Source organism: Nitrospira sp., from assembly GCA_016788885.1.
Classification (GTDB): domain Bacteria; phylum Nitrospirota; class Nitrospiria; order Nitrospirales; family Nitrospiraceae; genus Nitrospira_A.
The window spans coordinates 42,739-63,343 of the sequence record JAEURX010000013.1 but is presented as its reverse complement, the minus strand read 5'-3'; the positions used below and the strand labels follow the sequence as shown (position 1 = coordinate 63,343).

General features: G+C 58.3%; 21 protein-coding genes. 6 read left to right on the top strand and 15 right to left on the bottom strand.

Going from position 1 to position 20,605, the window contains the following annotated elements; all coding sequences use genetic code 11:
- The first annotated feature begins 217 nt into the window (after positions 1–217).
- The 5 genes from JNL86_03215 (at position 218) to mutS (ending at position 6,140) form a co-directional block, all read left to right on the top strand.
- Positions 218–931: a pyridoxine 5'-phosphate synthase gene (locus JNL86_03215; GenBank protein ID MBL8041911.1), complete on the top strand. Its 714-nt coding sequence runs from the start codon at positions 218–220 to the stop codon at positions 929–931.
- A 69-nt stretch (positions 932–1,000) separates the two neighbouring features.
- Entirely contained in the window at positions 1,001–2,557 is a 1,557-nt protein-coding gene (locus tag JNL86_03210) for an NAD(P)H-hydrate dehydratase (GenBank protein ID MBL8041910.1), read from the top strand.
- Entirely contained in the window at positions 2,529–3,128 is a 600-nt protein-coding gene (tsaE, locus tag JNL86_03205; protein MBL8041909.1) for a tRNA (adenosine(37)-N6)-threonylcarbamoyltransferase complex ATPase subunit type 1 TsaE, read from the top strand. Before JNL86_03210 ends, tsaE begins: the two co-directional genes overlap by 29 nt.
- 23 nt (positions 3,129–3,151) lie before the next feature.
- Positions 3,152–3,496: a LapA family protein gene (locus JNL86_03200; protein ID MBL8041908.1), complete on the top strand. Its 345-nt coding sequence runs from the start codon at positions 3,152–3,154 to the stop codon at positions 3,494–3,496.
- Positions 3,489–6,140 (top strand): DNA mismatch repair protein MutS, encoded by a 2,652-nt coding sequence (gene mutS / locus JNL86_03195; GenBank protein ID MBL8041907.1) that lies wholly within the window; start codon positions 3,489–3,491, stop codon positions 6,138–6,140. Before JNL86_03200 ends, mutS begins: the two co-directional genes overlap by 8 nt.
- 108 nt (positions 6,141–6,248) lie before the next feature.
- On the opposite strand, the gene JNL86_03190 is transcribed toward mutS, so the two are convergent.
- The 15 genes from JNL86_03190 to JNL86_03120 form a co-directional block, all read right to left on the bottom strand.
- Positions 6,249–6,926: a hypothetical protein gene (locus JNL86_03190; protein ID MBL8041906.1), complete on the bottom strand. Its 678-nt coding sequence runs from the start codon at positions 6,924–6,926 to the stop codon at positions 6,249–6,251.
- A gap of 54 nt (positions 6,927–6,980) precedes the next feature.
- Positions 6,981–7,493, bottom strand: coding sequence for a hypothetical protein (locus tag JNL86_03185; protein MBL8041905.1), 513 nt, complete (start codon positions 7,491–7,493; stop codon positions 6,981–6,983).
- Between the two features lie 374 nt (positions 7,494–7,867).
- The gene (locus JNL86_03180) at positions 7,868–9,121 is read right to left on the bottom strand and encodes an insulinase family protein (protein ID MBL8041904.1); all 1,254 of its coding nucleotides are present in this window, start codon (positions 9,119–9,121) and stop codon (positions 7,868–7,870) included.
- A 6-nt stretch (positions 9,122–9,127) separates the two neighbouring features.
- Positions 9,128–11,245, bottom strand: coding sequence for a polyribonucleotide nucleotidyltransferase (gene pnp, locus JNL86_03175; GenBank protein ID MBL8041903.1), 2,118 nt, complete (start codon positions 11,243–11,245; stop codon positions 9,128–9,130).
- A 186-nt stretch (positions 11,246–11,431) separates the two neighbouring features.
- Positions 11,432–11,701: a 30S ribosomal protein S15 gene (gene rpsO, locus JNL86_03170; GenBank protein ID MBL8041902.1), complete on the bottom strand. Its 270-nt coding sequence runs from the start codon at positions 11,699–11,701 to the stop codon at positions 11,432–11,434.
- A gap of 6 nt (positions 11,702–11,707) precedes the next feature.
- Positions 11,708–12,730 (bottom strand): tRNA pseudouridine(55) synthase TruB, encoded by a 1,023-nt coding sequence (gene truB / locus JNL86_03165; GenBank protein ID MBL8041901.1) that lies wholly within the window; start codon positions 12,728–12,730, stop codon positions 11,708–11,710.
- 12 nt (positions 12,731–12,742) lie between these two features.
- A complete protein-coding gene (gene rbfA / locus JNL86_03160) occupies positions 12,743–13,141 on the bottom strand; it encodes a 30S ribosome-binding factor RbfA (protein ID MBL8041900.1) in 399 nt (132 codons plus the stop codon).
- Positions 13,142–13,150: 9 nt separating this feature from the next.
- Positions 13,151–13,432 carry a DUF503 domain-containing protein gene (locus JNL86_03155; GenBank protein MBL8041899.1) on the bottom strand — a complete coding sequence of 94 codons (282 nt, stop codon included), beginning with the start codon at positions 13,430–13,432 and terminating at the stop codon, positions 13,151–13,153.
- Positions 13,429–15,999, bottom strand: coding sequence for a translation initiation factor IF-2 (gene infB, locus JNL86_03150; GenBank protein ID MBL8041898.1), 2,571 nt, complete (start codon positions 15,997–15,999; stop codon positions 13,429–13,431). The genes JNL86_03155 and infB overlap by 4 nt, the downstream gene beginning before the upstream one ends.
- Before the next feature lie 63 nt (positions 16,000–16,062).
- On the bottom strand, positions 16,063–17,202 hold the full coding sequence (gene nusA / locus JNL86_03145; protein MBL8041897.1) for a transcription termination/antitermination protein NusA: 1,140 nt from the start codon (positions 17,200–17,202) through the stop codon (positions 16,063–16,065).
- Between the two features lie 41 nt (positions 17,203–17,243).
- On the bottom strand, positions 17,244–17,765 hold the full coding sequence (locus JNL86_03140) for a ribosome maturation factor RimP (GenBank protein MBL8041896.1): 522 nt from the start codon (positions 17,763–17,765) through the stop codon (positions 17,244–17,246).
- 90 nt (positions 17,766–17,855) lie between these two features.
- Complete coding sequence (gene dat / locus JNL86_03135; protein MBL8041895.1) at positions 17,856–18,695, bottom strand: D-amino-acid transaminase; 840 nt, start codon at positions 18,693–18,695, stop codon at positions 17,856–17,858.
- 23 nt (positions 18,696–18,718) lie between these two features.
- The gene (locus JNL86_03130; protein MBL8041894.1) at positions 18,719–19,051 is read right to left on the bottom strand and encodes a protease inhibitor I42 family protein; all 333 of its coding nucleotides are present in this window, start codon (positions 19,049–19,051) and stop codon (positions 18,719–18,721) included.
- Positions 19,052–19,087: 36 nt separating this feature from the next.
- Positions 19,088–19,414 carry a Rieske 2Fe-2S domain-containing protein gene (locus JNL86_03125; GenBank protein MBL8041893.1) on the bottom strand — a complete coding sequence of 109 codons (327 nt, stop codon included), beginning with the start codon at positions 19,412–19,414 and terminating at the stop codon, positions 19,088–19,090.
- Between the two features lie 9 nt (positions 19,415–19,423).
- A complete protein-coding gene (locus tag JNL86_03120) occupies positions 19,424–19,921 on the bottom strand; it encodes a DUF192 domain-containing protein (protein MBL8041892.1) in 498 nt (165 codons plus the stop codon).
- A gap of 260 nt (positions 19,922–20,181) precedes the next feature.
- Here JNL86_03120 and JNL86_03115 point away from each other — a divergent pair, with 260 nt between their 5' ends.
- Positions 20,182–20,529 carry a 4Fe-4S dicluster domain-containing protein gene (locus tag JNL86_03115; protein MBL8041891.1) on the top strand — a complete coding sequence of 116 codons (348 nt, stop codon included), beginning with the start codon at positions 20,182–20,184 and terminating at the stop codon, positions 20,527–20,529.
- Positions 20,530–20,605 lie beyond the last annotated feature (76 nt).

The window sequence follows — 20,605 nt, the reverse complement described above, 5'->3', positions numbered from 1 at the left end:
CCTCAAAACGAGTCAATTTCACTATATTTCTAGGGAGTTGCGGCTTGCCGCTCGGCCATGAATGCGAGAGATACGTCAGGGCCCATCGAACGGAGCCTTCTTGCCCCGCCCCACCTTCTTCTGTTAATAATGCCTCAGGAACAACAGAATTGTCTATGAATTTCGACCAGTTCCGAAATCTTTCTCCAACGCCACCTATGGCAATTGCGGAGGTGTGATGGCTCGTCTGGGCGTCAATATCGATCACGTGGCAACACTCAGGCAGGCGCGGGGAGGAACAGATCCCGACCCACTGACCGCCGCAATCCTGGTTGAACTGGCCGGCGCAGACGGCCTCGTTGTACATCTCCGGGAGGATCGTCGCCATATCCAAGACCGTGACCTCACGATGCTGCGGGAAATCGTCCGAACCAAACTCGATTTGGAAATGGCCGCCGATGACGCCATGGCCAAGATCGCGCTGAGCGTCAAGCCCGACCTGATCACGCTGGTTCCCGAACGTCGTCAGGAGTTAACGACGGAGGGTGGCTTGGATGTCGCCAACCACCGCGAACGGATCCAGAAAATTGTCGATTTGCTGAGGGATGGCGGGATTCCGACGAGTTTGTTCATAGAACCCAGCTTGGATCAAATCAAGGCCGCTCATAAAATCGGCGCGGCGTATGTCGAATTGCACACGGGACGATACGCCAACGCGAAACGCTCCAAAGAAGAAGACGAGGAGTTTGACGCGATTACTCAAGCGGCAAAACTCGCATACAAACTCGGGCTCGGCGTAAGCGCCGGCCATGGCCTGACCTATAAAAACGTCAAACGACTGGCCAAACTCCCCGAAATCGTCGAATTCAACATCGGCCACAGCATTATCGCCCGTTCGGTCATGGTCGGACTCGTTCAAGCGGTTCGTGAAATGAAGGAATTGGTGGCCTAGCCTGGTGCCGCTGCAAGCGACGGCCCCACTTCATCCTCTCGCGCATCGGTCGGAGGCCCGATTGACATCATGATACCGATCGTGACCGCCGAGCAAATGCGCGAGCTGGACCATCGGACGATCACCGAGGCTCACGTACCATCTCTGGCACTGATGGAGCGAGCCGGAACCGGTGTGGTCTCTCACCTTGAGGCACGGTATGGACCGGCTGCCGGGAAAAAAGTCGTCATCCTCTGCGGCAAGGGCAACAATGGCGGAGATGGGTTCGTCATCGCCCGCCTGCTCCGGCGGAAAAAAGCTCACGTCCACGTTCTGTTATTGACGCCGGCCACCGAACTCAGCCGCGATGCGAAGGCGATGTATCAGCGCTTTCAACGAATGGCAGGCCCATCGTCCATCACTCGTCCTACCGATGCACATGCTCTCCAACAACGACTGGCGTCAGCCGATATCCTCATCGACGCCATTCTAGGCACCGGGCTCTCCACACCTGTGGCCGGCATGTACCGCGAGGCGATCGAAGCCCTCAATGCCGCAGGACGACCCACGGTCGCCGTCGATCTTCCTTCCGGCCTCCATGCCGATACCGGATCCGTCCTGGGCGCGGCTGTGCGAGCGGACCTGACCGTCACCTTTGGATTGCCGAAAGTAGGGCTCTACTGCGGAGCCGGCATCGATTGCGCGGGACTGGTTCGTCTCGTCGACATTGGCATTCCAACCTCGTTTATTGAGGCCGTCGGAAGCCGCCTCCTGCTGCTGACCGGCGCCGCTTCGCAAGCAGCATTGCCCCATCGCCGGCCATCTTCGCATAAGGGAACCTACGGGCACCTCGGACTCATCGCCGGATCGGTCGGCAAGACCGGAGCGGCGGCGATGGCAGCCCTCGCCGCGCTTCGAATCGGAACCGGTCTCGTCACGGCCGCCGTTCCTTCCAGCGTCAATGATATCCTGGAGGCCAAATTACTCGAAGCCATGACCCTGCCCATGCCGGAAACAAAGGCGCGCACCTTTGCTCGTTCGGGTCTGGATCGACTGCTCGCCTTTGCAAGCGCCAGGGATGCAGTGGCCATCGGCCCCGGCTTGACCACCCATCCGGAAACCGTCGAACTCGTGCAAGAATTTGTCAAACGCGTCGACAAGCCCTGCGTGCTCGATGCCGATGCACTCAATGCGTTGGCGGGAAAGGCCTCCTTGTTGACAGAATGCACGCGCCCACCGATCATTACCCCTCATCCCGGAGAAATGGCCAGGTTGGAAGCTGAGGCGACCACGCAATCCGTCAATGACGATCGCCTCGGCACGGCAACGCGATTTGCACGTGAACGCGGCGTGTTCGTCATTCTCAAAGGAGCCCGGACCGTGATTGCCAGACCGGACGGAGTGGCCGCGATCTGTCCGACCGGAAACCCTGGAATGGCCACCGCTGGGACCGGAGATGTCTTGACCGGCATGGTCGGCGGGTTGCTCGCCCAGGGCATAGCCAGCTGGGACGCCGCCTGTGCCGCCACTTACTTCCATGGCCTCGCCGGAGATCTCGCCGCGCAGCAGCTGGGCCAGGCCGGCATGATCGCTCGCGATCTGATTCAGCATATTCCCCATGCCATCGCGCCAACTACGCATACCTAAGCCGCAGCGTGTACCCGGTGCCTCTGCCCGCGAGCCGCACGAAGAAGCACGTCCGGCCGTCAAGCCATGGCGTATCATCCTTCGTACCCCGCATCAGACCCACCGCCTAGGACAGTATGTCGGCACACTCCTTCATGGCGGAGAAGTCATTGCCCTGTTCGGTGAACTCGGAACAGGCAAGACCTCGCTGGTTCGAGGCATTGCCGACGGACTACGCGCCGATTCCGCTGCCGTCAGCAGCCCCACGTTCACGCTGATCCATGAATACCGGGGTCGCCTTCCCTTGATCCACACCGATTTGTATCGACTCACCGCCGCCCAACTTGAAGACACGGGTCTCTGCGACTACTTAGACGGACACACCGTCATCGCCATCGAGTGGGCGGATCGATGGAAAGACGGCCTTCCTGCTGACCGCCTGGAGATACACCTCACACACCGCTTACCAGCCACACGACGCGCCATTCTCACCGCCACGGGGCCATCAGCCGCCCGCCTCCTCAGCGACCTTCGCACCAGCCTGTCCCGGCGTCGTCCCACTAGAGTGGCTCGACAAACCCGTGTACAATGACCCCGGCCAAGGAGGGCCTCGCATTGATCCGATTGATACTGGTGGGAACGCTGCTACTGCTCGCGCTGTCGTTTGTGCTCCAGAATCAGGAACAGGAAGTCACCCTACGGTATTTTTTCGGCCTCCGCTCCGCGTCCATCCTGATCTACAAACCGATCCTGGCGGCGTTCGGGGTCGGCCTCCTGGTATCGGGCATCCTGCTCTTCCCGGCCTGGGTACGAGGACGCATCGAGCTCCGGCGAAAAACCAAAGCCCTACAGGAAGCCGAGGTGGATCTCGAACGCCTCCGCCAGGCCCTCGATAAAGCCGCTCGCCGAGGGGGGAGTTCGTCGGATCTTCCCTCCGAGGGAGAACCGGCCGATGGGTGACACCGACGGCACACCCTTGATGCGGCAGTATCGCGACATCAAGCAGGCTTATCGCGATGCCATCCTGTTTTTTCGTGTCGGCGATTTCTATGAAATGTTTCAGGAGGACGCCGTTGAAGCGTCGAAACTCCTGTCAATTGCTCTCACCTCTCGCGACAAATCGAGCGACACCCCGATCCCCCTCTGCGGCGTCCCCCACCATGCTGCCACCAACTATATTGCGAAGTTGCTTCGTGCAGGCCGCACAGTGGCCCTGTGCGAGCAAGTCGAAGATCCCAAGCTGGCCAAAGGCTTGGTGCGTCGAGAAGTCGTCCGACTCTATACGCCCGGCACACTGGTCGATAGCGAATTTCTGGCTGCCGCAGAATCCAACATCCTCGCCGCAGTGGCAACCCGTCCCCGAGCCGGAAGCCCACCACACAGCGGCTGCGCCTTCGGCCTCGCCACGCTGGAAGTTTCGACCGGCGACTTTTGGCTCTGTGAATTTCAGGGCCCTCATGCGCGTAGCGCCCTCATGGACGAACTGACGCGACTCGAGCCTAAGGAGTTGTTGTGTGCCGAGGGCCTCCCCCCCGATGAACAACAGTGGATGACCGATCTGCCCGGACCCCGTTGGTGCACGCAACCGGCCGCCTGGTTCGATCTTGACGCAGGGCGCATCAGGCTACAGGAACATTTTCGCGTCCATTCCCTGGATGCCTTCGGGTGCCATGCCCTGACGCTGGGCATCCAAGCCGGAGCGGCTGTCCTACGTTACGTCCGTGAGACGCAACCAACCGCCTCGCTTGACCACATCCGGCAGGTACGTGTCCGGCAACAGCACGATGCCATGCACTTAGACAGCGTCACCATCCGCAATCTGGAACTCGTAAGACCGAGCGGTCGCCTCGAGGAATCACCGGGACAGTCGTCGTATACGCTCCTGGGTATCTTAGACCGCACGGTGACGGCGATGGGCAGTCGCCTGCTCCGAGACTGGCTCTTGCGACCGTTGGTGACGTGCGCGCCCATTGAGGCCCGTCTCACCGCAGTCGAAGAGCTCCATCAACACCTTGATGCACGGGTTCGGCTTCGATCGGCCTTGCGCCCCGTACAGGACATTTCACGTCTCTGTAGTCGCATGTCCCTCGGCGTCGCGAATCCACGCGATGTCTTGGCCCTCAAATTGTCCCTTTCCTCTCTCCCAGCCATTCATGCCGAGTTGGCGGAATTGCGAGCCCCACTCCTCGCCGATCTGACCGCCTCATGGGACAACGCCGCCGACTTGTACCAATTCATTGAGCAGGCCATTGTGCCGGAGGCTCCCGTGTCGATTCGTGATGGCGGCATCCTAAAGGATGGGTACCACGCGGATGTGGACGAACTCCGCAAAGCAAGTCGCGAAGGCAAAAGCTGGATCGCCAGCCTGGAAACCAAAGAACGCACCCGCACCGGCATCGAATCGCTGAAGGTTCGATACAATCAGGTCTTCGGATACTACCTCGAGGTTACGAAAGCGAACCTGGGAAAGGTTCCGCCCGACTACATTCGAAAACAGACGCTCGTCAATGCGGAACGATTCATGACCGCTGAGTTGAAGGAACTCGAGGAGCGTGTCACTGGAGCCGACTCCAAACTCACCGCCTTGGAGCAGCATCTATTCGAGCAACTCAGAACGGAACTGGCCGGCCAAACTCCACGACTCCAAGACATCAGTCAGCGGCTCGCCGTCCTGGACGTACTTGCGGCCCTCGCAGAAACTGCCGCGCTACACCGGTATGTTCGACCAATCGTTGACACCGGTGACGGCCTCCATATCGTCCAAGGCCGTCACCCCGTGGTTGAACGACTCGATCTCTCAGGCGGGTTTGTTCCCAATGATACCCATCTGGATCTCCAGACAAGTCGTCTCCACATCATCACCGGGCCCAATATGGCCGGAAAAAGCACCTACCTCCGGCAGGTCGCGCTCATCACGCTTCTGGCACAAATGGGAAGCTTTGTGCCCGCGACTGAAGCCCGGATCGGACTCGTAGATCGCATCTTCACCCGGGTGGGGGCTTCAGACAATCTCGCCGGGGGCCAAAGCACGTTCATGGTCGAAATGATCGAATCAGCACATATTCTCAATTGCGCCACCGCACGCAGCTTGATTCTGCTCGATGAAGTCGGGCGTGGAACCAGCACCTATGACGGGTTGAGCATCGCCTGGGCCATTGCCGAATTTATCCAGGACCCTGAGCGACTCGGCGCGCGCACGCTGTTCGCGACGCACTACCATGAGATGACACAGCTGGAAGGACTGCGAGCCGGTATTGTGAACTATTCTGTGGCAGTACAGGAACGCAATGGAACAGTGCTGTTTCTACGGAAGATCATCCCGGGTGGAGCCGATCGAAGTTATGGTATTCACGTCGCGCAGCTGGCAGGCCTTCCAGAAGCGGTGATACATCGAGCCAAAGCAGTCCTCGCACAGCTTGAGTCCGCAACCTCCTCTCCTCACCCCATTCGTGAGACTCAACAATCCCTGCAATTTGATGCGACGCTACCTGCACCACACCCCATGCTGGAGGAAGTCCGGCAAATGGACCTCTTCTCCATGACACCACTCGATGCCCTCAACCGACTCGCTGTCCTCCAACAACGCCTTTTGCAGGAACAATAATTCCCGCTCGAAGAGATTCAGCTGGCACCCTGCCGTTGAGAACTAAAAAAAAGGCGACACCCCTTTCGGAGTGCCGCCTTCTTTCATGAGCGCAATAACCTGCGAGACTTAGTGCTTGCTACCCCGGTTGTAGTGGGCAGTCCAGGGAATCAGATTGGCAATCGGCTTGCCATCCGGCAACAAGACATCATACTGCAGGGGCAAATTGGCGCCATCTGGAGTCTTCGGAGAAGTGTTCAATGCCTGCTTTGCAGCATAGCAAGGCGCATCCACTTCGGTCTTCCCCTCACACTCCTTCAAGCGAAGGGCGGAGATGCTCTTTGGCTTCCCCATCTCGCCAGCATTGTCATTAAGCTTCTTCACGGAGGTGATCACGCGATGGTTCTGCTCGGTCTCTTGAGCTACAAACTCAACCAGCGTGGTCGGAGATCCAGGAGGAACTTCCTTCGCGGCAGCCGGACCTGAATGCGGACGGGCCATCGCTTTCAGCTGCTCCCAGATGTTCTTGTCGGCCGGATAGAACTTGAGGTTCTTTCCGGGATGGACTCTCTGCCACCACAATCCGCTCTCAGCATTGCCGCCGAACACCGCGATGTTGAGCCACACGGCCTCATCATACGGATCCAAAATGATTACTCGGCCATGCAACGTGGTGGGCTTGCTCAGATCTCCCCACTCAAACCTCTCTTGGAACGCCTCGATGGCCAGCGCAGTGGAGGCAAAACTTACCACCAAAGCTGCGGCAGCCATGAAGGTCCACCCTTGCTTTTGAAGCTTCATCATCACATCCTCCTTAAAGAAGACAAAAGAGTCTCAAGAATGTCGCCTCGCGAATAAAATCTACTTCAATACTTTAAAACCAGTAATAGTGCGACCGTCAAGGGTCACTTCCATCGCAACAAGCTCTTGCGAGGCCTTGATGATCTGATCCATCAAGCCCTTGTCCTTCACAGCCAAGCGAACCGTCGTCTGAGCATGGTGCCAACCGGCGTAAGGATTATTCCTGTCCGTACCGCCCGTGTAACCCCAGGCACAACAGGTGAAGAGAGGATCCGGCGGCTTCACATCCATGGAGGTTGACGAACGACCACCACCCTCTCCTGAGGCGGGATCACCCGTGTTCCAATATTGAATGCCGAACAAAATTTCACCATCAGGGTTGTCCGCCCACTGCGACCAGACCCGCCCCTTCAGTGTGTTCGTAGGCTCACCCTTAAAAAACTTTCCGCTGCCCGTAGTGACTTCGCTGGGTCCGCCCCCGGCTGGAGCGTCGGCCGCCATCGAGACACCGGCGGTCAACAAGCCGACAACGGAGGAGACTGCAAGTGCGGCTAGAATTCCGACCCTATTCATAACCCTACCCTCCTTGGAAAAATGATGACCAGAGAACCGTTGAATCACAGTATCCAAAAAAAGAGTTCAAAAAAACAAAAAATGAGAGAACGCGCTAGCAGGAGGAAGTGCGAACCACACCCCCTTTCTCTCTGCTTACCTTCCCCTGTAATGCAGTCGAAATAAATTCGAACGTATAGGATGAAAACGCGGCCATGGTACTTAAATCCACCAAACGTGTCAAGAAAATGTTTTTCGAAAATTCTGGCTCAACCCTTGAGAGCGAGACCGTTGTTCTTCAATCAGTTAGCCGCTCCCATCGAGACCGCTCTGACCTGTATCGTTTGCCCACAAGAGCGCAGCTTCCACCGAATCCCGCCAGGCCCGATGATCTATTATGAGGCAAACGACTGAAGACTGTTCGCTGGGATCGGTCCAAGCGCCGTGATCGCAAGACACCGTTGGTCCAACAGGGTTTGCGCAACCCGATACACCTGGTCTGTGGTCACTCGATCAATTTCCCCTATCATCTGCTCGAGAGACACATGGCTCCCCTGCGTCAACTCATCCTTTGCCAACTTGCTCATCCGGCTATGGGAACTTTCGAGACTGAGCATGAGGCTACCCTTCATTTGATTCTTGACGCGAGCCAGGTCTTTCCGATCAATACCGTTCGTGCGAAGCTTCTTGAGTTCACGGCACACGACCTCCACCACACGCTCCACTTCTTTGGGGCGGGTGCCCGCATACACCGTGGTCATACCTCCATCCGAGTACGTCGACAAGAACGAATAGATCGAGTAGACAAGCCCGCGCTTCTCTCGCACCTCTTGAAATAACCGCGAGCTCACGCTTCCGCCCAGCACGCCGTTCAAGGCATGCGCGGCATACCGATCCTCGTGCCCCGCGCTCAGTCCCTGCAACCCTAAACACAAGTGCACCTGCTCCAGCGACTTACGCTTTACCAGCACTCCCCCACGAACCTCCGGCGGGCGACGGCTTGGCTTGACCGCCACGCCCTTGTGGGATGCGGAAAAATACCGCGACAACAACGTTTCCAGTCGCCTCCAGGTAAAGTTGCCTGCCACAGAAATCACCGTGCGCTCCGGATCATAGTGCGAGCCGACATAGGACACGAGGTCTTTGCGCCCCAACGCTTGAATTCTAGGAGCCTGCCCGAGGATGGGCCGTCCTAACGGATGACTGCCCAACGTGTGCTTCATATGGAGTTCTTGGACCAGGTCCTCCGGATCATCCTGAACCATCCGGATCTCTTCCAAGACCACCTGCTTCTCTTTCTCGACTTCCTTGGACTCAAACCGAGACCGGTAGAACAAGTCTGAGAGAAGCTCCAGGGCCGCCTCCAATTGCTGATCCAGCACTTTGACGTAAAAGGTCGTCGTCTCCCGGGTGGTAAACGCATTCATCTCTCCGCCGAGCGCATCAATCTCACGGGAAATCTGCGTCGCGGTTCGACTTCGCGTCCCCTTGAAAAACATGTGCTCGAGAAAATGAGACAGCCCTTCTTCACCCGGCAGCTCATCACGCGATCCGACGTTGACCCAGATCCCGATGGTGACGGACTTCAACGTCGGCAGCAATTCGGCTACGATGCGCAACCGGTTGTCGAGAACGATCTTTCGATACACGATCGATTATCCCGCAGGCGTCGGTTCAGTGGCTGGGGCGCCCGCTGGTGCCGGCATCGCTTCCTTCCGGCTGAGGCGAATTTTCCCCTGCTTGTCGATTTCCAACACCTTCACCATGATCTGGTCACCCTCTCGGACTTCGTCGGTCACCGCCTTCACCCGGTGATGAGCCAACTGAGAGATGTGCACCAGTCCGTCCGTGCCAGGAAGAACCTCGACAAAAGCCCCGAAATCCATGATTTTCCTGACCGTGCCCTGATAAATCTTGCCGATTTCGACTTCTTCGGTCAGGCGCTTGATCATATCGATGGCCTTCTGTGCCGAGGCTTCGTCCGATGACGCAATCGTCACGTCGCCCGTGTCTTCGACATTGATCTTCACACCTGTCTCCGCGATGATGCTGCGGATCATTTTCCCGCCCGGGCCGATGACGTCCCGAATCTTGTCTTGCTTGATCTTCATCGGGAAAATCCGAGGAGCGAACGCGGACAACTTGGTCCGCGGAGCGGTCAGTGCCTGAGCCATGCATCCCAGAATGTGCAGCCGGCCGGCTTTGGCCTGGGCCAACGCTTCACGCATCAGGTCGGACGTGATTCCACCGATCTTGATGTCCATCTGCAAGGCCGTGACACCATTCTTCGTCCCGGTCACCTTAAAATCCATATCGCCCAAGTGATCCTCGAGTCCGAGGATATCAGACAACACCAGCACCTGGTTGCCTTCCTTGATCAACCCCATGGCGATGCCCGCGACGGGTTCCTTGATCGGTACACCCGCATCCAGCAATGCCAGAGTGCCTCCGCACACCGTCGCCATGGACGAGGAGCCGTTCGACTCCAGAATTTCCGATACGATCCTGACCGTATAGGGAAATTTATCCTTGCCAGGCATGATCGACTTCAGCGCGCGCTCGGCAAGCGCCCCGTGCCCGACTTCACGTCGTCCCGGAGAGCGGAGCGGCCGTGCCTCGCCGACACTGAAGGGCGGGAAGTTATAATGCAGCATGAACGTGCGCATGTACTCCCCTTCCAGAGCGTCAATACGCTGTTCGTCGTCGGTGGTCCCCAACGTGACGACCGCCAAACTCTGCGTTTCTCCACGAGTGAACACCGCCGATCCATGCGCGCGGGGCAACACACCCACTTCACAGGTGATTGGGCGAATGTCGGCAGGCCCGCGACCATCCGCGCGCACCCGCTTCTCGAGAATCATGTTGCGGACTTCGGTGTATTCCAATCCATGAAAGATGATCTTGACGTGTCGATCCCGATTCGGTTCATCCGATTTGAGAGCCGTGAGCGTTTCGGCTAATACTTGATCCAACCGCTCCTGCCGCGCACTCTTGTTAGGAATCAGGATCGCTTCGCGAATCGGTCCGGCAACCAGCTTGCGTACTTGTTCGGCCAATGCCGCATCGATCGACTCTTGCTTCACAACTCGTTTCGGCTTCCCGGCCAGCGCGCGCAACTCTTCAATCTTCGCGACGATTTTCTTGATCTCGCTGTGCGCCAGTTCGATCGCTTCCAGCATCGTCGCTTCCGGCAACTCATTGGCTCCCGCTTCCACCATCATCACAGCATCGGCAGTACCCGCCACCACAAGCTGGAGTTCGCTGGATTCCAACGTTTCCAGATCCGGGTTGACCACAAGCTGCCCGTTCACGCGGCCGATCTTGACGCCGGCGATCGGTCCGTTGAACGGAATGGGAGAAATCGCCAGAGCCGCCGAGGCGGCGATGATGCCGATCACATCCGACACGCCGCTCTTATCGGCCGACAGGACCGAGGCAATGACCTGCGTTTCAAAGTAGTAGCCTTCGGGAAAGAGGGGACGAAGGGGACGATCAATCAACCGGCTGGTCAGAACTTCTCGTTCCGAAGGACGGCCTTCGCGCTTAAAGTACCCGCCGGGAATCTTGCCGGCCGCGTAGGTCTTTTCCTGGTAATCCACGGTGAGCGGGAGAAAATCCACACCTGGTTTGGCCGTCTGGGACGCGACGGCCGTCGCCAACACCACGGTATCGCCGTACGTGGCCCAAATCGCACCGTCAGCCTGCTTGGCAATTCGGCCGGTTTCCAGCGTCAAGCGGCGGCCCGCCAGCTCGATCTCTACAACATGTTTCATCTATGGTCTCCTCCGGTTAAATCCCACAGATGCCCACAGAGATACGTTCAAATGACGAGCGGACCCTCCGCCTCTCCCGGCACCACGGCTTGCGGCACCCTCCACTTGAACGTGTTTCAGTGTTCACCTGCGGGGACAATAGGTCGGCCGCCACAAACCAGGGTGGCGGCCGATTCGATCACCCGACTACTTGCGGATCCCCAAACGCTCAATGACGGCCCGATAGCGGCTTTCTTCAATACGTCGAAGATAGTCCAACAACCGACGGCGTCGGCCCACCAACGTCAACAATCCACGCCGCGAGTGGTGGTCTTTCTTGTGCAGCTTAAAATGTTCCGTCAGATACGTGATGCGATTCGTCAGAATGGCAATTTGCACTTCCGGAGATCCGGTATCCTTCTCGTGCTTCTGGAAGTTCTTCACCAATTCCGTTTTCACTTCTTTCACCAGTGCCATACGTCTCTACTCCTCTATTGAGTTCGCAATACTCGACCCCTGTGACTCGTCTGTGACTAACACTTTTGATACGGCAATCGGGAGTTCATCTGCGCGACTCCCCTGCATACCCAGGCCAGCTGGCAGCGTGCCGATCGCGAGCAAGCGCCCGGCTTCGTCCTTGATCCGGATCGCTCGGCTGGCGCCATCAGAACACGCCGTGGGCACCCCGTCCCAACCCAACACCTCCGAACCCGGAACCGGCATGCCATGCAACACCCGCCTGGCAGTTCCAGCACCCACCGTGCACATCGGCAACCCGACCAGCGCCTCGTCCAACGTCAGCACTGAGGCCTCCAAGGTCCCCTGCGCCAACCGGGATTCGACCTCGCCGACGGTTAATGCCTGCTCCAGCACCAAGGGCCCCACCCGTTCACGAACGAGGGCGGCCATATGGCCGCCGGTCCCTAACTGCTCTCCGATATCTGCGCACAATGTGCGAATATACGTGCCCTTCGAGCAGGTCACGCGAAGCATGACTCGCGGGAATGCAATGTTCACAATGTCGAGCCGATAGACGGTCACTTCACGCGCCTGACGCATCACATCTTTGCCGGCTCGCGCAGATTTATAGAGAGGAACTCCTCCGACCTTCACGGCCGAATACATGGGGGGAATTTGCTGAATAGGACCCTGAAACCGCGCCACGACCTCTCGGAGACGGGCTTCGTTCAACGAGTCAGTGGATACGCGTCGGAGTACGGTCCCTGTGGCATCTTGTGTATCGGTCGCTTCACCAAGCCGCAATTCGGCCAGATAGGCCTTATCCCACTCCAACAAATATTCTGCGATGCGTGTACCGCGACCAAGGAGCAGCGGCAGTACCCCGGTTGCCGCAGGATCCAGCGTGCCCGCATGCCCAAGCTTCACCCCGCGGAGCTTCCCACGGATGCGCGCCACCACATCGTGAGACGTCCACCCAGCTTCCTTATGGACATTCAGCACGCCGTCCTGAAGCTTCCGCACGACCTGGGATTCCGTCGATGGCATCGCAATCATATGCTAGACATCGGTGCGAGGGGATTCCACGAGCACCTCTTCCTTCACCGCGTCACTGTGTAATCCGTCCAGCAGCTTCAGCACCCGATCCGCCCGAGGACCGCTGACGTCCTTCATGAAGATCACTTCCGGCAGGTATCGCAAGGCCAAACGCCGCCCCAACTCCGCCCGCACAAAGCCGCTCGCCTTCGCCAACCCGTCGAACACATGCCGCTCGTCTTTGTTCTGCTCCATCGTCGTGACAAACACCCGCGCGATGCGCAGATCCTTCGTCAACTCCACATCCGTCACGGTCACGGATCGCACACGCGGATCTTTGATCTTCCGCATCAGAATGTCTGCCACTTCCATGCGAATTTGGTCTGCAACCCGATCGGCCCGGCTGTATGTCGACTTTGACATGAGGCGGCCTTACAGCAATTCGATCCGCGAGCGCAACAACTGGATTGTGGGTACCGCCTGAATCAAATTCACGGCTTGGTCGAGCACCTGGTTCACGTGCGAGGATTCATTCGCCACGCAGGCCAACCCCAAAATCGCTTTCTGCCACAACTCCTGATCACCAACCTCAGCCACCGAGACATTGAATTTGTCCCGCAGCCGGCTTTTCAGACTTTGCAGGACCTGCCGCTTGTCCTTCAACGAATGGCCATCGGGGATAAACAGTTCGACCGTACAGAGCCCGACGATCATGCCCGATGGCTTGGCGCCGCGCCACGATTGACTGGTTCGAGCTTTGCGGCGACCTTGTCGATCGCAAACGCTTCAATGATGTCTCCGGCTTTGAGATCATTGAAGTTTTCGACCGTGACACCACACTCATATCCCTGCTGCACTTCACGCACATCGTCCTTGAAGCGCCTGAGCGAGCCCAGCTTCCCTTCATAGACGACCACACTGTCCCGAATTACGCGGACACCGGCACTCGCCCGGGAGATGACGCCATCCACCACATAACAACCGGCCACCAAGCCGGCTTTGGGGATCGTAAACATCTGCCGCACTTCAACCCGTCCGAGCACACGCTCCTTCAGGGTCGGTTCGAGCAGCCCTTCCATCGCGGCACGAATGTCATTCAACGCATCATAAATGATGCTATAGAGGCGAACATCCACCCCTTCGCGCTCCGCCAACGACGCAGCCTTCGGCTCCGGACGGATATTGAATCCGATCACGATGGCCTTGGAAGCCGCTGCCAACAGCACGTCGGTTTCCGTAATGCCCCCGACCCCGGTGTGCATGACGCGCAACTTGACGGCGCCTGCGGGCATTTTTTCCACCGCAGCCGCCAAGGCTTCCGCAGAGCCCTGCACATCGGCCTTGATCACGATCGGCAACTCTTTGACGTTGCCTTCCTGAATCTTGGCAAAAAGATCATCCAGGCTCACCTTCGCCGGACCAGCCAACTCAGCAGCCCGCTGCTTCATCGCCCGCTCCTGAGCGATCTCTCGCGCAACCCGCTCATCCTTCACGATGGTGAAGACATCGCCGGCTGACGGCACTCCCGGCAACCCGATCACCTCAACAGGCACTGACGGTCCCGCCTCGGTAGTTTTTCTTCCCGTATCGGTAATGAGCGCGCGGACACGTCCGCTGAAATTGCCGACCACAAACGCATCGCCGACATGGAGCGTGCCGCTTTGCACCAGCACCGTCGCGATGGGTCCACGGCCGCGATCCAGCTTGGCCTCGATAACCAATCCCTTGGCCATGCGCGTGGGATCTGCCTTCAACTCCAACACTTCCGCCTGTAGGAGGATCATCTCCAAGAGCTGCTCCAAACCCGTCCGCTGCTTGGCCGAGACCTCGACCATGATCGTGTCACCGCCCCACGCTTCCGGCACCAATCCGTGCTCGGTCAGCGCATTCTTGACGCGATCGACGTTCGCTCCAGGCTTATCCACTTTATTCACGGCCACGATCAGCGGTACCCCGGCCGCCTTGGCGTGATGAATCGCCTCAACGGTCTGCGGCATCACTCCATCGTCAGCGGCGACGACTAGAATCACGATGTCCGTCGCTTTCGCACCACGGGCACGCATCGCCGTAAACGCTTCGTGACCAGGAGTGTCCAGGAATGTCACCTGCTTGTCGCGCACCCCGACCATATAGGCCCCGATATGTTGCGTGATGCCCCCAGCTTCGCCTTCCGCCACCTTCGTCTGCCGAATCGCATCGAGCAAGGAGGTTTTCCCGTGATCGACATGGCCCATGATGGTCACCACCGGCGGGCGCGGCACGGCTTGTTCTTCGCCGGACGATTGCGCCGCCTCTTCCAGCAATGCCTCGCCGGCCTTTTCCGTCGAAACTTCCACCTTGGTCCCGTACTCTTCGGCGATCAAGGAAGCCGCCTCAAGATTGATGGACTGGTTGAAGGTCACCATTTGCCCCATCTCCATCAGCTTCCGGACCACATCCGCCGGCCGCTGACCGATGAGTTCCGCAAACTCCTTCACACTGACACCCGCGCTTAATTTCACGCTTTTCCTTCTCGGCTTCGTGATCTCCGTCGGCGAGGCGTGATGAATATGCTTGGACCGGTCCTCACGCCGCTGTACGGGAATCGCGCGCAGATCACCCCATCGGGTGGCGTCGTTCTTGAATTTGGCTTCGTCTTCCTCTCGAGTCCGAGGTGCCTTCTTGGCCTTCTTCAGTTTCTCACGGGCAGCCGCTTCACTTTCCAGCGCCTCCGCTGCAGGAGACTTCTTTTTCGCCCCCGCATCGGGCAGAGTTGGCGTGACCACAGAAACTTGAGCGGGTTTGGTCGCCACCGCCTCCACGACCGGAGCCACCGGTGGCTGCGAGACGGCCGGTTCGACCGGGGCCAGCTCCGGCGATGCCGCCTCTACGACCTCGGGAGCGGTCGCCTCAGGAGCCGCAACCGACGGGACCTCCGCCCCTTGTGGGGCAGCCGGCGCAAATACCGCCTCCGCCGCAGCCAGCGGCGCGACGGCTTCCTCAGCACCCTCTTCCTTCTTCTTCTTGATCAGAATACGCTTTTTATCAGGCTTCGGTGGCTCTTCATGGACCAATGCGTGCGTCGCGCCATGCTCTTTGGCACGCCCCGCCTTCTTTCCCTCATGACCAGCAGAAGCCTCACCAGCTCGCGCTTTTGAGCTGAGCTTCTCGATCGCCACGCGAACCGAATCATCATCCAAGGCGCTGCTGTGGGATGCCACCGGAATCCCGAGCCGTTTCAGTTCAGGAATCAGCTCCCGATTTTCCATCCCCAGCTGCTTTGCTAATTCGTACACGCGCATACAGTACCGCTCAGCTCCACCCGCTTAGATGATTGCCATTCGGCTCGTGACCACCGAGCCGCGTTAGTCCGCCTGCTGGGCTGCAGCCCGCGCCTCGTCCTGCTGGCGCTGGGCTTCCGTCTCTTCCGCTAAAGCCGCCTTGATATCCCGATCCCGCTCAGCTTTTTCCTTCTCGTACTCCGTGGCGCTGATGATGTCGATCTTCCAACCAGTCAGGCGCGCCGCAAGCCGGACGTTCTGTCCATTCTTCCCGATCGCCAGCGACAATTGCGAATCCGCCACCACCACCAAGGCCGACTTTTTCTCTTCGTCGATGCCAACCTTTTCGATCGTCGCCGGATTCAATGCTTCCGCGATGAACACGCGAGGATCCTGCGTCCACGTGATAATGTCGATCTTCTCTCCGCGCAACTCGCGGACCACCGCCTGCACGCGCGACCCCTTGATGCCGACACAGGCCCCTACCGGATCCACGGCTTTATCCCGCGACGACACCGCGATCTTCGTGCGGTCACCAGGCTCGCGCACGATCGACTTGATCTCAACGATTTTCTCCCCGACCTCCGGCACCTCCAGCTCAAACAACTTGGCGACAAACTGGGGATGGCTACGAGAGAGAATCACCTGCACATCTTTAGGGGTTCGACGCACTTCCAACAACAAGGCCTTGACACGATCTCCTCGGCGATAGGTTTCACGCGGGATCTGCTCCTGGATGGGGAGAATCGCCTCGGTCTTACCGAGATCGACCAGAAAGTTCCGGCGCTCCATGCCCAGAATAATGCCGTTGACCAAGTCGCCTTGCCGTGTCGAATACTCCTTCTGAACGGCTTCCCACTCGGCCTCGCGTACTTTTTGAAAAATGACCTGCTTGGCCGTTTGAGCTGCGATACGCCCCAGCTCATCCATCTCGATCAGAGAACCGATCTCGTCGCCTACCTCCGCACCTTCGTCATACTCGCGAGCTTCCTTCAGGGAGATTTCAGCTTTGGGATTGGCCACGGTATCGACAATAATTTTCTTGGAGACGACCGAAATTTCTCCCGTCTTGCTGTCGATTTCCACCTGGATGTTTTCAGCCTGGCCAAATCGTTTCTTGGCGGCAGTTTGAAGCGCGGACTCGATCGCGCCAATGACCCGGGCCTTGTCGATCCCTTTTTGACGGCCGATTTCATCGATGACGGCGATCAACTCTCGGTTCATAGCTCACACCTCATGGTTAACACAGCCCTCGGCGGCTCCGGCTATTTCGAAAACTCAACTTTTCGGCGCGCCAGCGCAATATGGTCAAACTCAATTCGCAACGTTTCGACAGTCTTTTTCTGCAGGACCGATAGGGTGACCGCTTGGTCATCCACATCGGCCACGGCACCCTCCAGCCGCCACTGCGTCTGAATCGGTTGGCGCAGCTTGAGCGTGATTCGCTGCCCGATTAGTCGCCGATAGTCCTGCACGCTCCGCAACGGACGATCCAACCCCGGCGAGGATATTTCCAACGTATAGGCATGCGGGAACGGATCAATGACATCCAGCGCCGGGCTCAACGAACGATGCGCCTGTTCACAGTCCGTCAGCGAGATCCCACCGGGCTTGTCGATAAACACTCGAACCACGGTCCGCGGTCCCTGGCCGACACAGACCGCTTCGACCAACTCAAGACCGTGGGAACGAAGAATAGGAGCCGCAATTTCCTGCACGCGAAGGTTCAGCGCCTCAGCGCGTTTCACCGAAGGCTTCCCTACCGACACTGCTCCCACGTCACGCATATGCAAAAGTTGCTCAAACAAAAAAGTGGGCCCAGGCCCACTTACAGCGGTGAGACCTTACCATGCCATAGAAGTGAAAGCAAGGGACGGCTACCCGAGCAAGGCCTCCCAACGACGGGACAGAAGCTGCGTCATGGGGCCGGGAACTGCGGGGCCAATGGCCTGCCCATCCACACGCACGACCGGCAGCACTTCCACCGTCGTCCCGGTCAAAAACACTTCCGATGCCCCAAGGAGATCTTCGCGTCTGACAACGGTCTCGGCAACCGGAATCCCCTCTTTCTTCGCCAGCTCCAGGACCTTGGCACGCGTCACTCCGGAAAGAATGCGTGGCCCCTCGGGTGCCGTCAGAATGGTTCCGTTCTGCACGACCATGACATTGCTGACCGATCCTTCGGTGACTGCACCATCTCGAAGCAGGATTGCCTCGAAGACGCCGGCTTCTTTTGCCCGTTGACGTGCCAGGACGTTCGCCAAGAGATTGACGCTCTTGATATCGCAACGCCCCCACCGAATATCTTCCAACAAAATAGCCTGAACGCCCGCCTGGCGAACCGACAAATCCAGGGGATGGAGTTCGCGAAAGGTCAATACAGTGGTCGGCGAGAGCTCGGCAGGAAACGGATGATCGCGGGGCGCCTGCCCGCGCGTGATCTGGAGATAAATTTTCGTCTCGGGAAGACTGCTCCGTCGCAGGCCTTCCTCGATCAACGCGATCCACCGCGCTTTCGTATAGCCCAGGGAAAGCTGCAGCGCCTGAGCGCTACGTTCAAGCCTGGACAGATGCTCGTCGATGGCGAAGGGACGCCCCCGATAGGTGCGAATGACTTCATACACGCCGTCGCCGAACTGAAACCCACGGTCTTCGACGCTGACCACGGCTTCAGCCAGGGGACCAAAGCGACCATTCACACAGGCAATATCAGGCATGGTCTCCTTCCAGACCAGGCATGTCAGGACACCGTCACATAATAAATCTGCCGGTCTTCAGCCGTAAATTTCCATCCCATCCGCTTTTCGAATATCAATCGATGCATCCCGGCAGTCACCGGCCTGAACTCGAAACTGCGCTGTCCTGCATCGACCGCATTGTTGCTGGCGGTACGGAGAAAATCGTCCTCCACCAGGGGCATAGCACCGGGGTCGTAGTAGGGAACCCACTGCTCCCCCCTCGTACGATCCTCCCAGAGCCGGATGTGCACTGATGCACCCAGCCGTGCCTTGATCATCTTCGCGCCCGCCTCCGGTTCAGTGCCTGTCGGAACCACTTTGCTCAAGGGACTCATAGATGCCCTTCCTACCTCGACCAGAATTTCGCGCGACTAGACCTTCCGTCTGGCACCCACAAATATCTGCCCGTCCTCGACACGCACGTCATAACTCCCCACACAGTAGCCCCCACCGTCCGTGCCTTGACCATTTCGCACATCAAACGCCAGATCGTGCCAGGGACAGGAAACCACGTGCCCCTTCACGCGCCCCTTGTGCAGGGGCCCGCCTTCGTGAGGACAGGAATTATAAATCGCGTGAAATCGCCCGTCGATATTGAATACCGCAATATCACGTTCATTCACCTTGACGACCTTCACCCGGCCTGGCGGAATCTCCTCGACCGTGGCGACACGCTGAAACCCTTCCATAACCAACATGCACTCCCTCTACATACGAAGCGTAAATCTAAGCTCCATCCCGAGCGCAATCTCCGCGCGCTTGGCATAGCCCGCCTCGGCCTGGATGAGATAGCGCACCGGCTCGGGGGGAGGCCCATAGAGCGGACAGGGGTCCTGGGCACAAGGCGGCACCTGCTCTTGAATGTGCACGATGTGGTGACTCTCATCAATCCACATCATGTCGACGGGAATACGGAACTGCCGGGTCGCCACGCGATGCAACCCGGTCGATTCAAAGATATAGAGCATCCCCGTGTCGGGTGGCAATCCTTCCCTGAATGCAAGGCCGAACAGTAATTTCTCCGGCGTACTCGCCACCTCCGTTTCCATGGTTTTCCCATTCGGAAACTCGACAATGATGAGTTCCGATTCTTTCGGTCCCCCCAGAAACAGACTGACGCTGATCAGCAAGATCACCAGCAGCACAAACGTCACAATCTTCTTGCGACGCTGCTCCGACTCCGCTCCGCCCGAACGCGTTACCATACCCACATGCTGTCGAACATTGATGCATCCTCATCTGACCACACACGTGATCACACACGCGCAGAGCCGCATGTATATTGGGCCCAAAGCCCCATGACTTTCCTCATGCTAGGCCTTCTTACCAAGCCGCACTCTGTTGACTTGCCGAAGAACGCCAGCATAAAATGCGGACCTGTTTCGCCGCGAACTATGGTCGCGGCGGCACGAAATTGTCAACATCTTATCCGTCATCAAAAGGAACCGAGAAGGAGGCACAGGCCATGGCGCTTCTGATCACCGACGAATGTATTTCCTGCGGGGCATGCCTGCCAGAATGTCCCAATGAAGCGATCTTCGAAACGCGCAGCGATGCTGAAGGCAAAGGCAACCATGTGGGAGACGGCCAAGGCGTCGGCGACAACATCTATGTCATCACGCACGATCGCTGCACCGAGTGCGTCGGACATTTTGATGAACCCCAGTGCGCAGCGGTCTGCCCAGTGGACAATTGCTGCATCGCCGATCCCGCCTACCCGGAGACGACCGACGTGTTGCTGGAGAAGGCCAAGACCCTGAATCCGGACAAGGAAATTGATCCGGCTAAAGTCTGGAGCGGTGTTCGCAACTAAGTCTCAGACCAGTAGCTATTGCATGGCACTACGAAGGCTCCTCCGGGAGCCTTCGTTATTTCTAGATCGAACCGGA

Coding starts and splice junctions, on each gene's coding strand:
- JNL86_03215 (MBL8041911.1), top strand. CDS start 218: ATGGCTCGTCTGGGCGTCAATATCGATCACGTGGCAACACTCAGGCAG.
- JNL86_03210 (MBL8041910.1), top strand. CDS start 1,001: ATGATACCGATCGTGACCGCCGAGCAAATGCGCGAGCTGGACCATCGG.
- tsaE (MBL8041909.1), top strand. CDS start 2,529: ATGCCATCGCGCCAACTACGCATACCTAAGCCGCAGCGTGTACCCGGT.
- mutS (MBL8041907.1), top strand. CDS start 3,489: ATGGGTGACACCGACGGCACACCCTTGATGCGGCAGTATCGCGACATC.
- JNL86_03185 (MBL8041905.1), bottom strand. CDS start 7,493: ATGAATAGGGTCGGAATTCTAGCCGCACTTGCAGTCTCCTCCGTTGTC.
- pnp (MBL8041903.1), bottom strand. CDS start 11,245: ATGAAACATGTTGTAGAGATCGAGCTGGCGGGCCGCCGCTTGACGCTG.
- rpsO (MBL8041902.1), bottom strand. CDS start 11,701: ATGGCACTGGTGAAAGAAGTGAAAACGGAATTGGTGAAGAACTTCCAG.
- truB (MBL8041901.1), bottom strand. CDS start 12,730: ATGCCATCGACGGAATCCCAGGTCGTGCGGAAGCTTCAGGACGGCGTG.
- rbfA (MBL8041900.1), bottom strand. CDS start 13,141: ATGTCAAAGTCGACATACAGCCGGGCCGATCGGGTTGCAGACCAAATT.
- JNL86_03155 (MBL8041899.1), bottom strand. CDS start 13,432: ATGATCGTCGGGCTCTGTACGGTCGAACTGTTTATCCCCGATGGCCAT.
- infB (MBL8041898.1), bottom strand. CDS start 15,999: ATGCGCGTGTACGAATTAGCAAAGCAGCTGGGGATGGAAAATCGGGAG.
- nusA (MBL8041897.1), bottom strand. CDS start 17,202: ATGAACCGAGAGTTGATCGCCGTCATCGATGAAATCGGCCGTCAAAAA.
- JNL86_03140 (MBL8041896.1), bottom strand. CDS start 17,765: ATGCGTGACGTGGGAGCAGTGTCGGTAGGGAAGCCTTCGGTGAAACGC.
- dat (MBL8041895.1), bottom strand. CDS start 18,695: ATGCCTGATATTGCCTGTGTGAATGGTCGCTTTGGTCCCCTGGCTGAA.
- JNL86_03130 (MBL8041894.1), bottom strand. CDS start 19,051: ATGAGTCCCTTGAGCAAAGTGGTTCCGACAGGCACTGAACCGGAGGCG.
- JNL86_03125 (MBL8041893.1), bottom strand. CDS start 19,414: ATGTTGGTTATGGAAGGGTTTCAGCGTGTCGCCACGGTCGAGGAGATT.
- JNL86_03120 (MBL8041892.1), bottom strand. CDS start 19,921: ATGGTAACGCGTTCGGGCGGAGCGGAGTCGGAGCAGCGTCGCAAGAAG.
- JNL86_03115 (MBL8041891.1), top strand. CDS start 20,182: ATGGCGCTTCTGATCACCGACGAATGTATTTCCTGCGGGGCATGCCTG.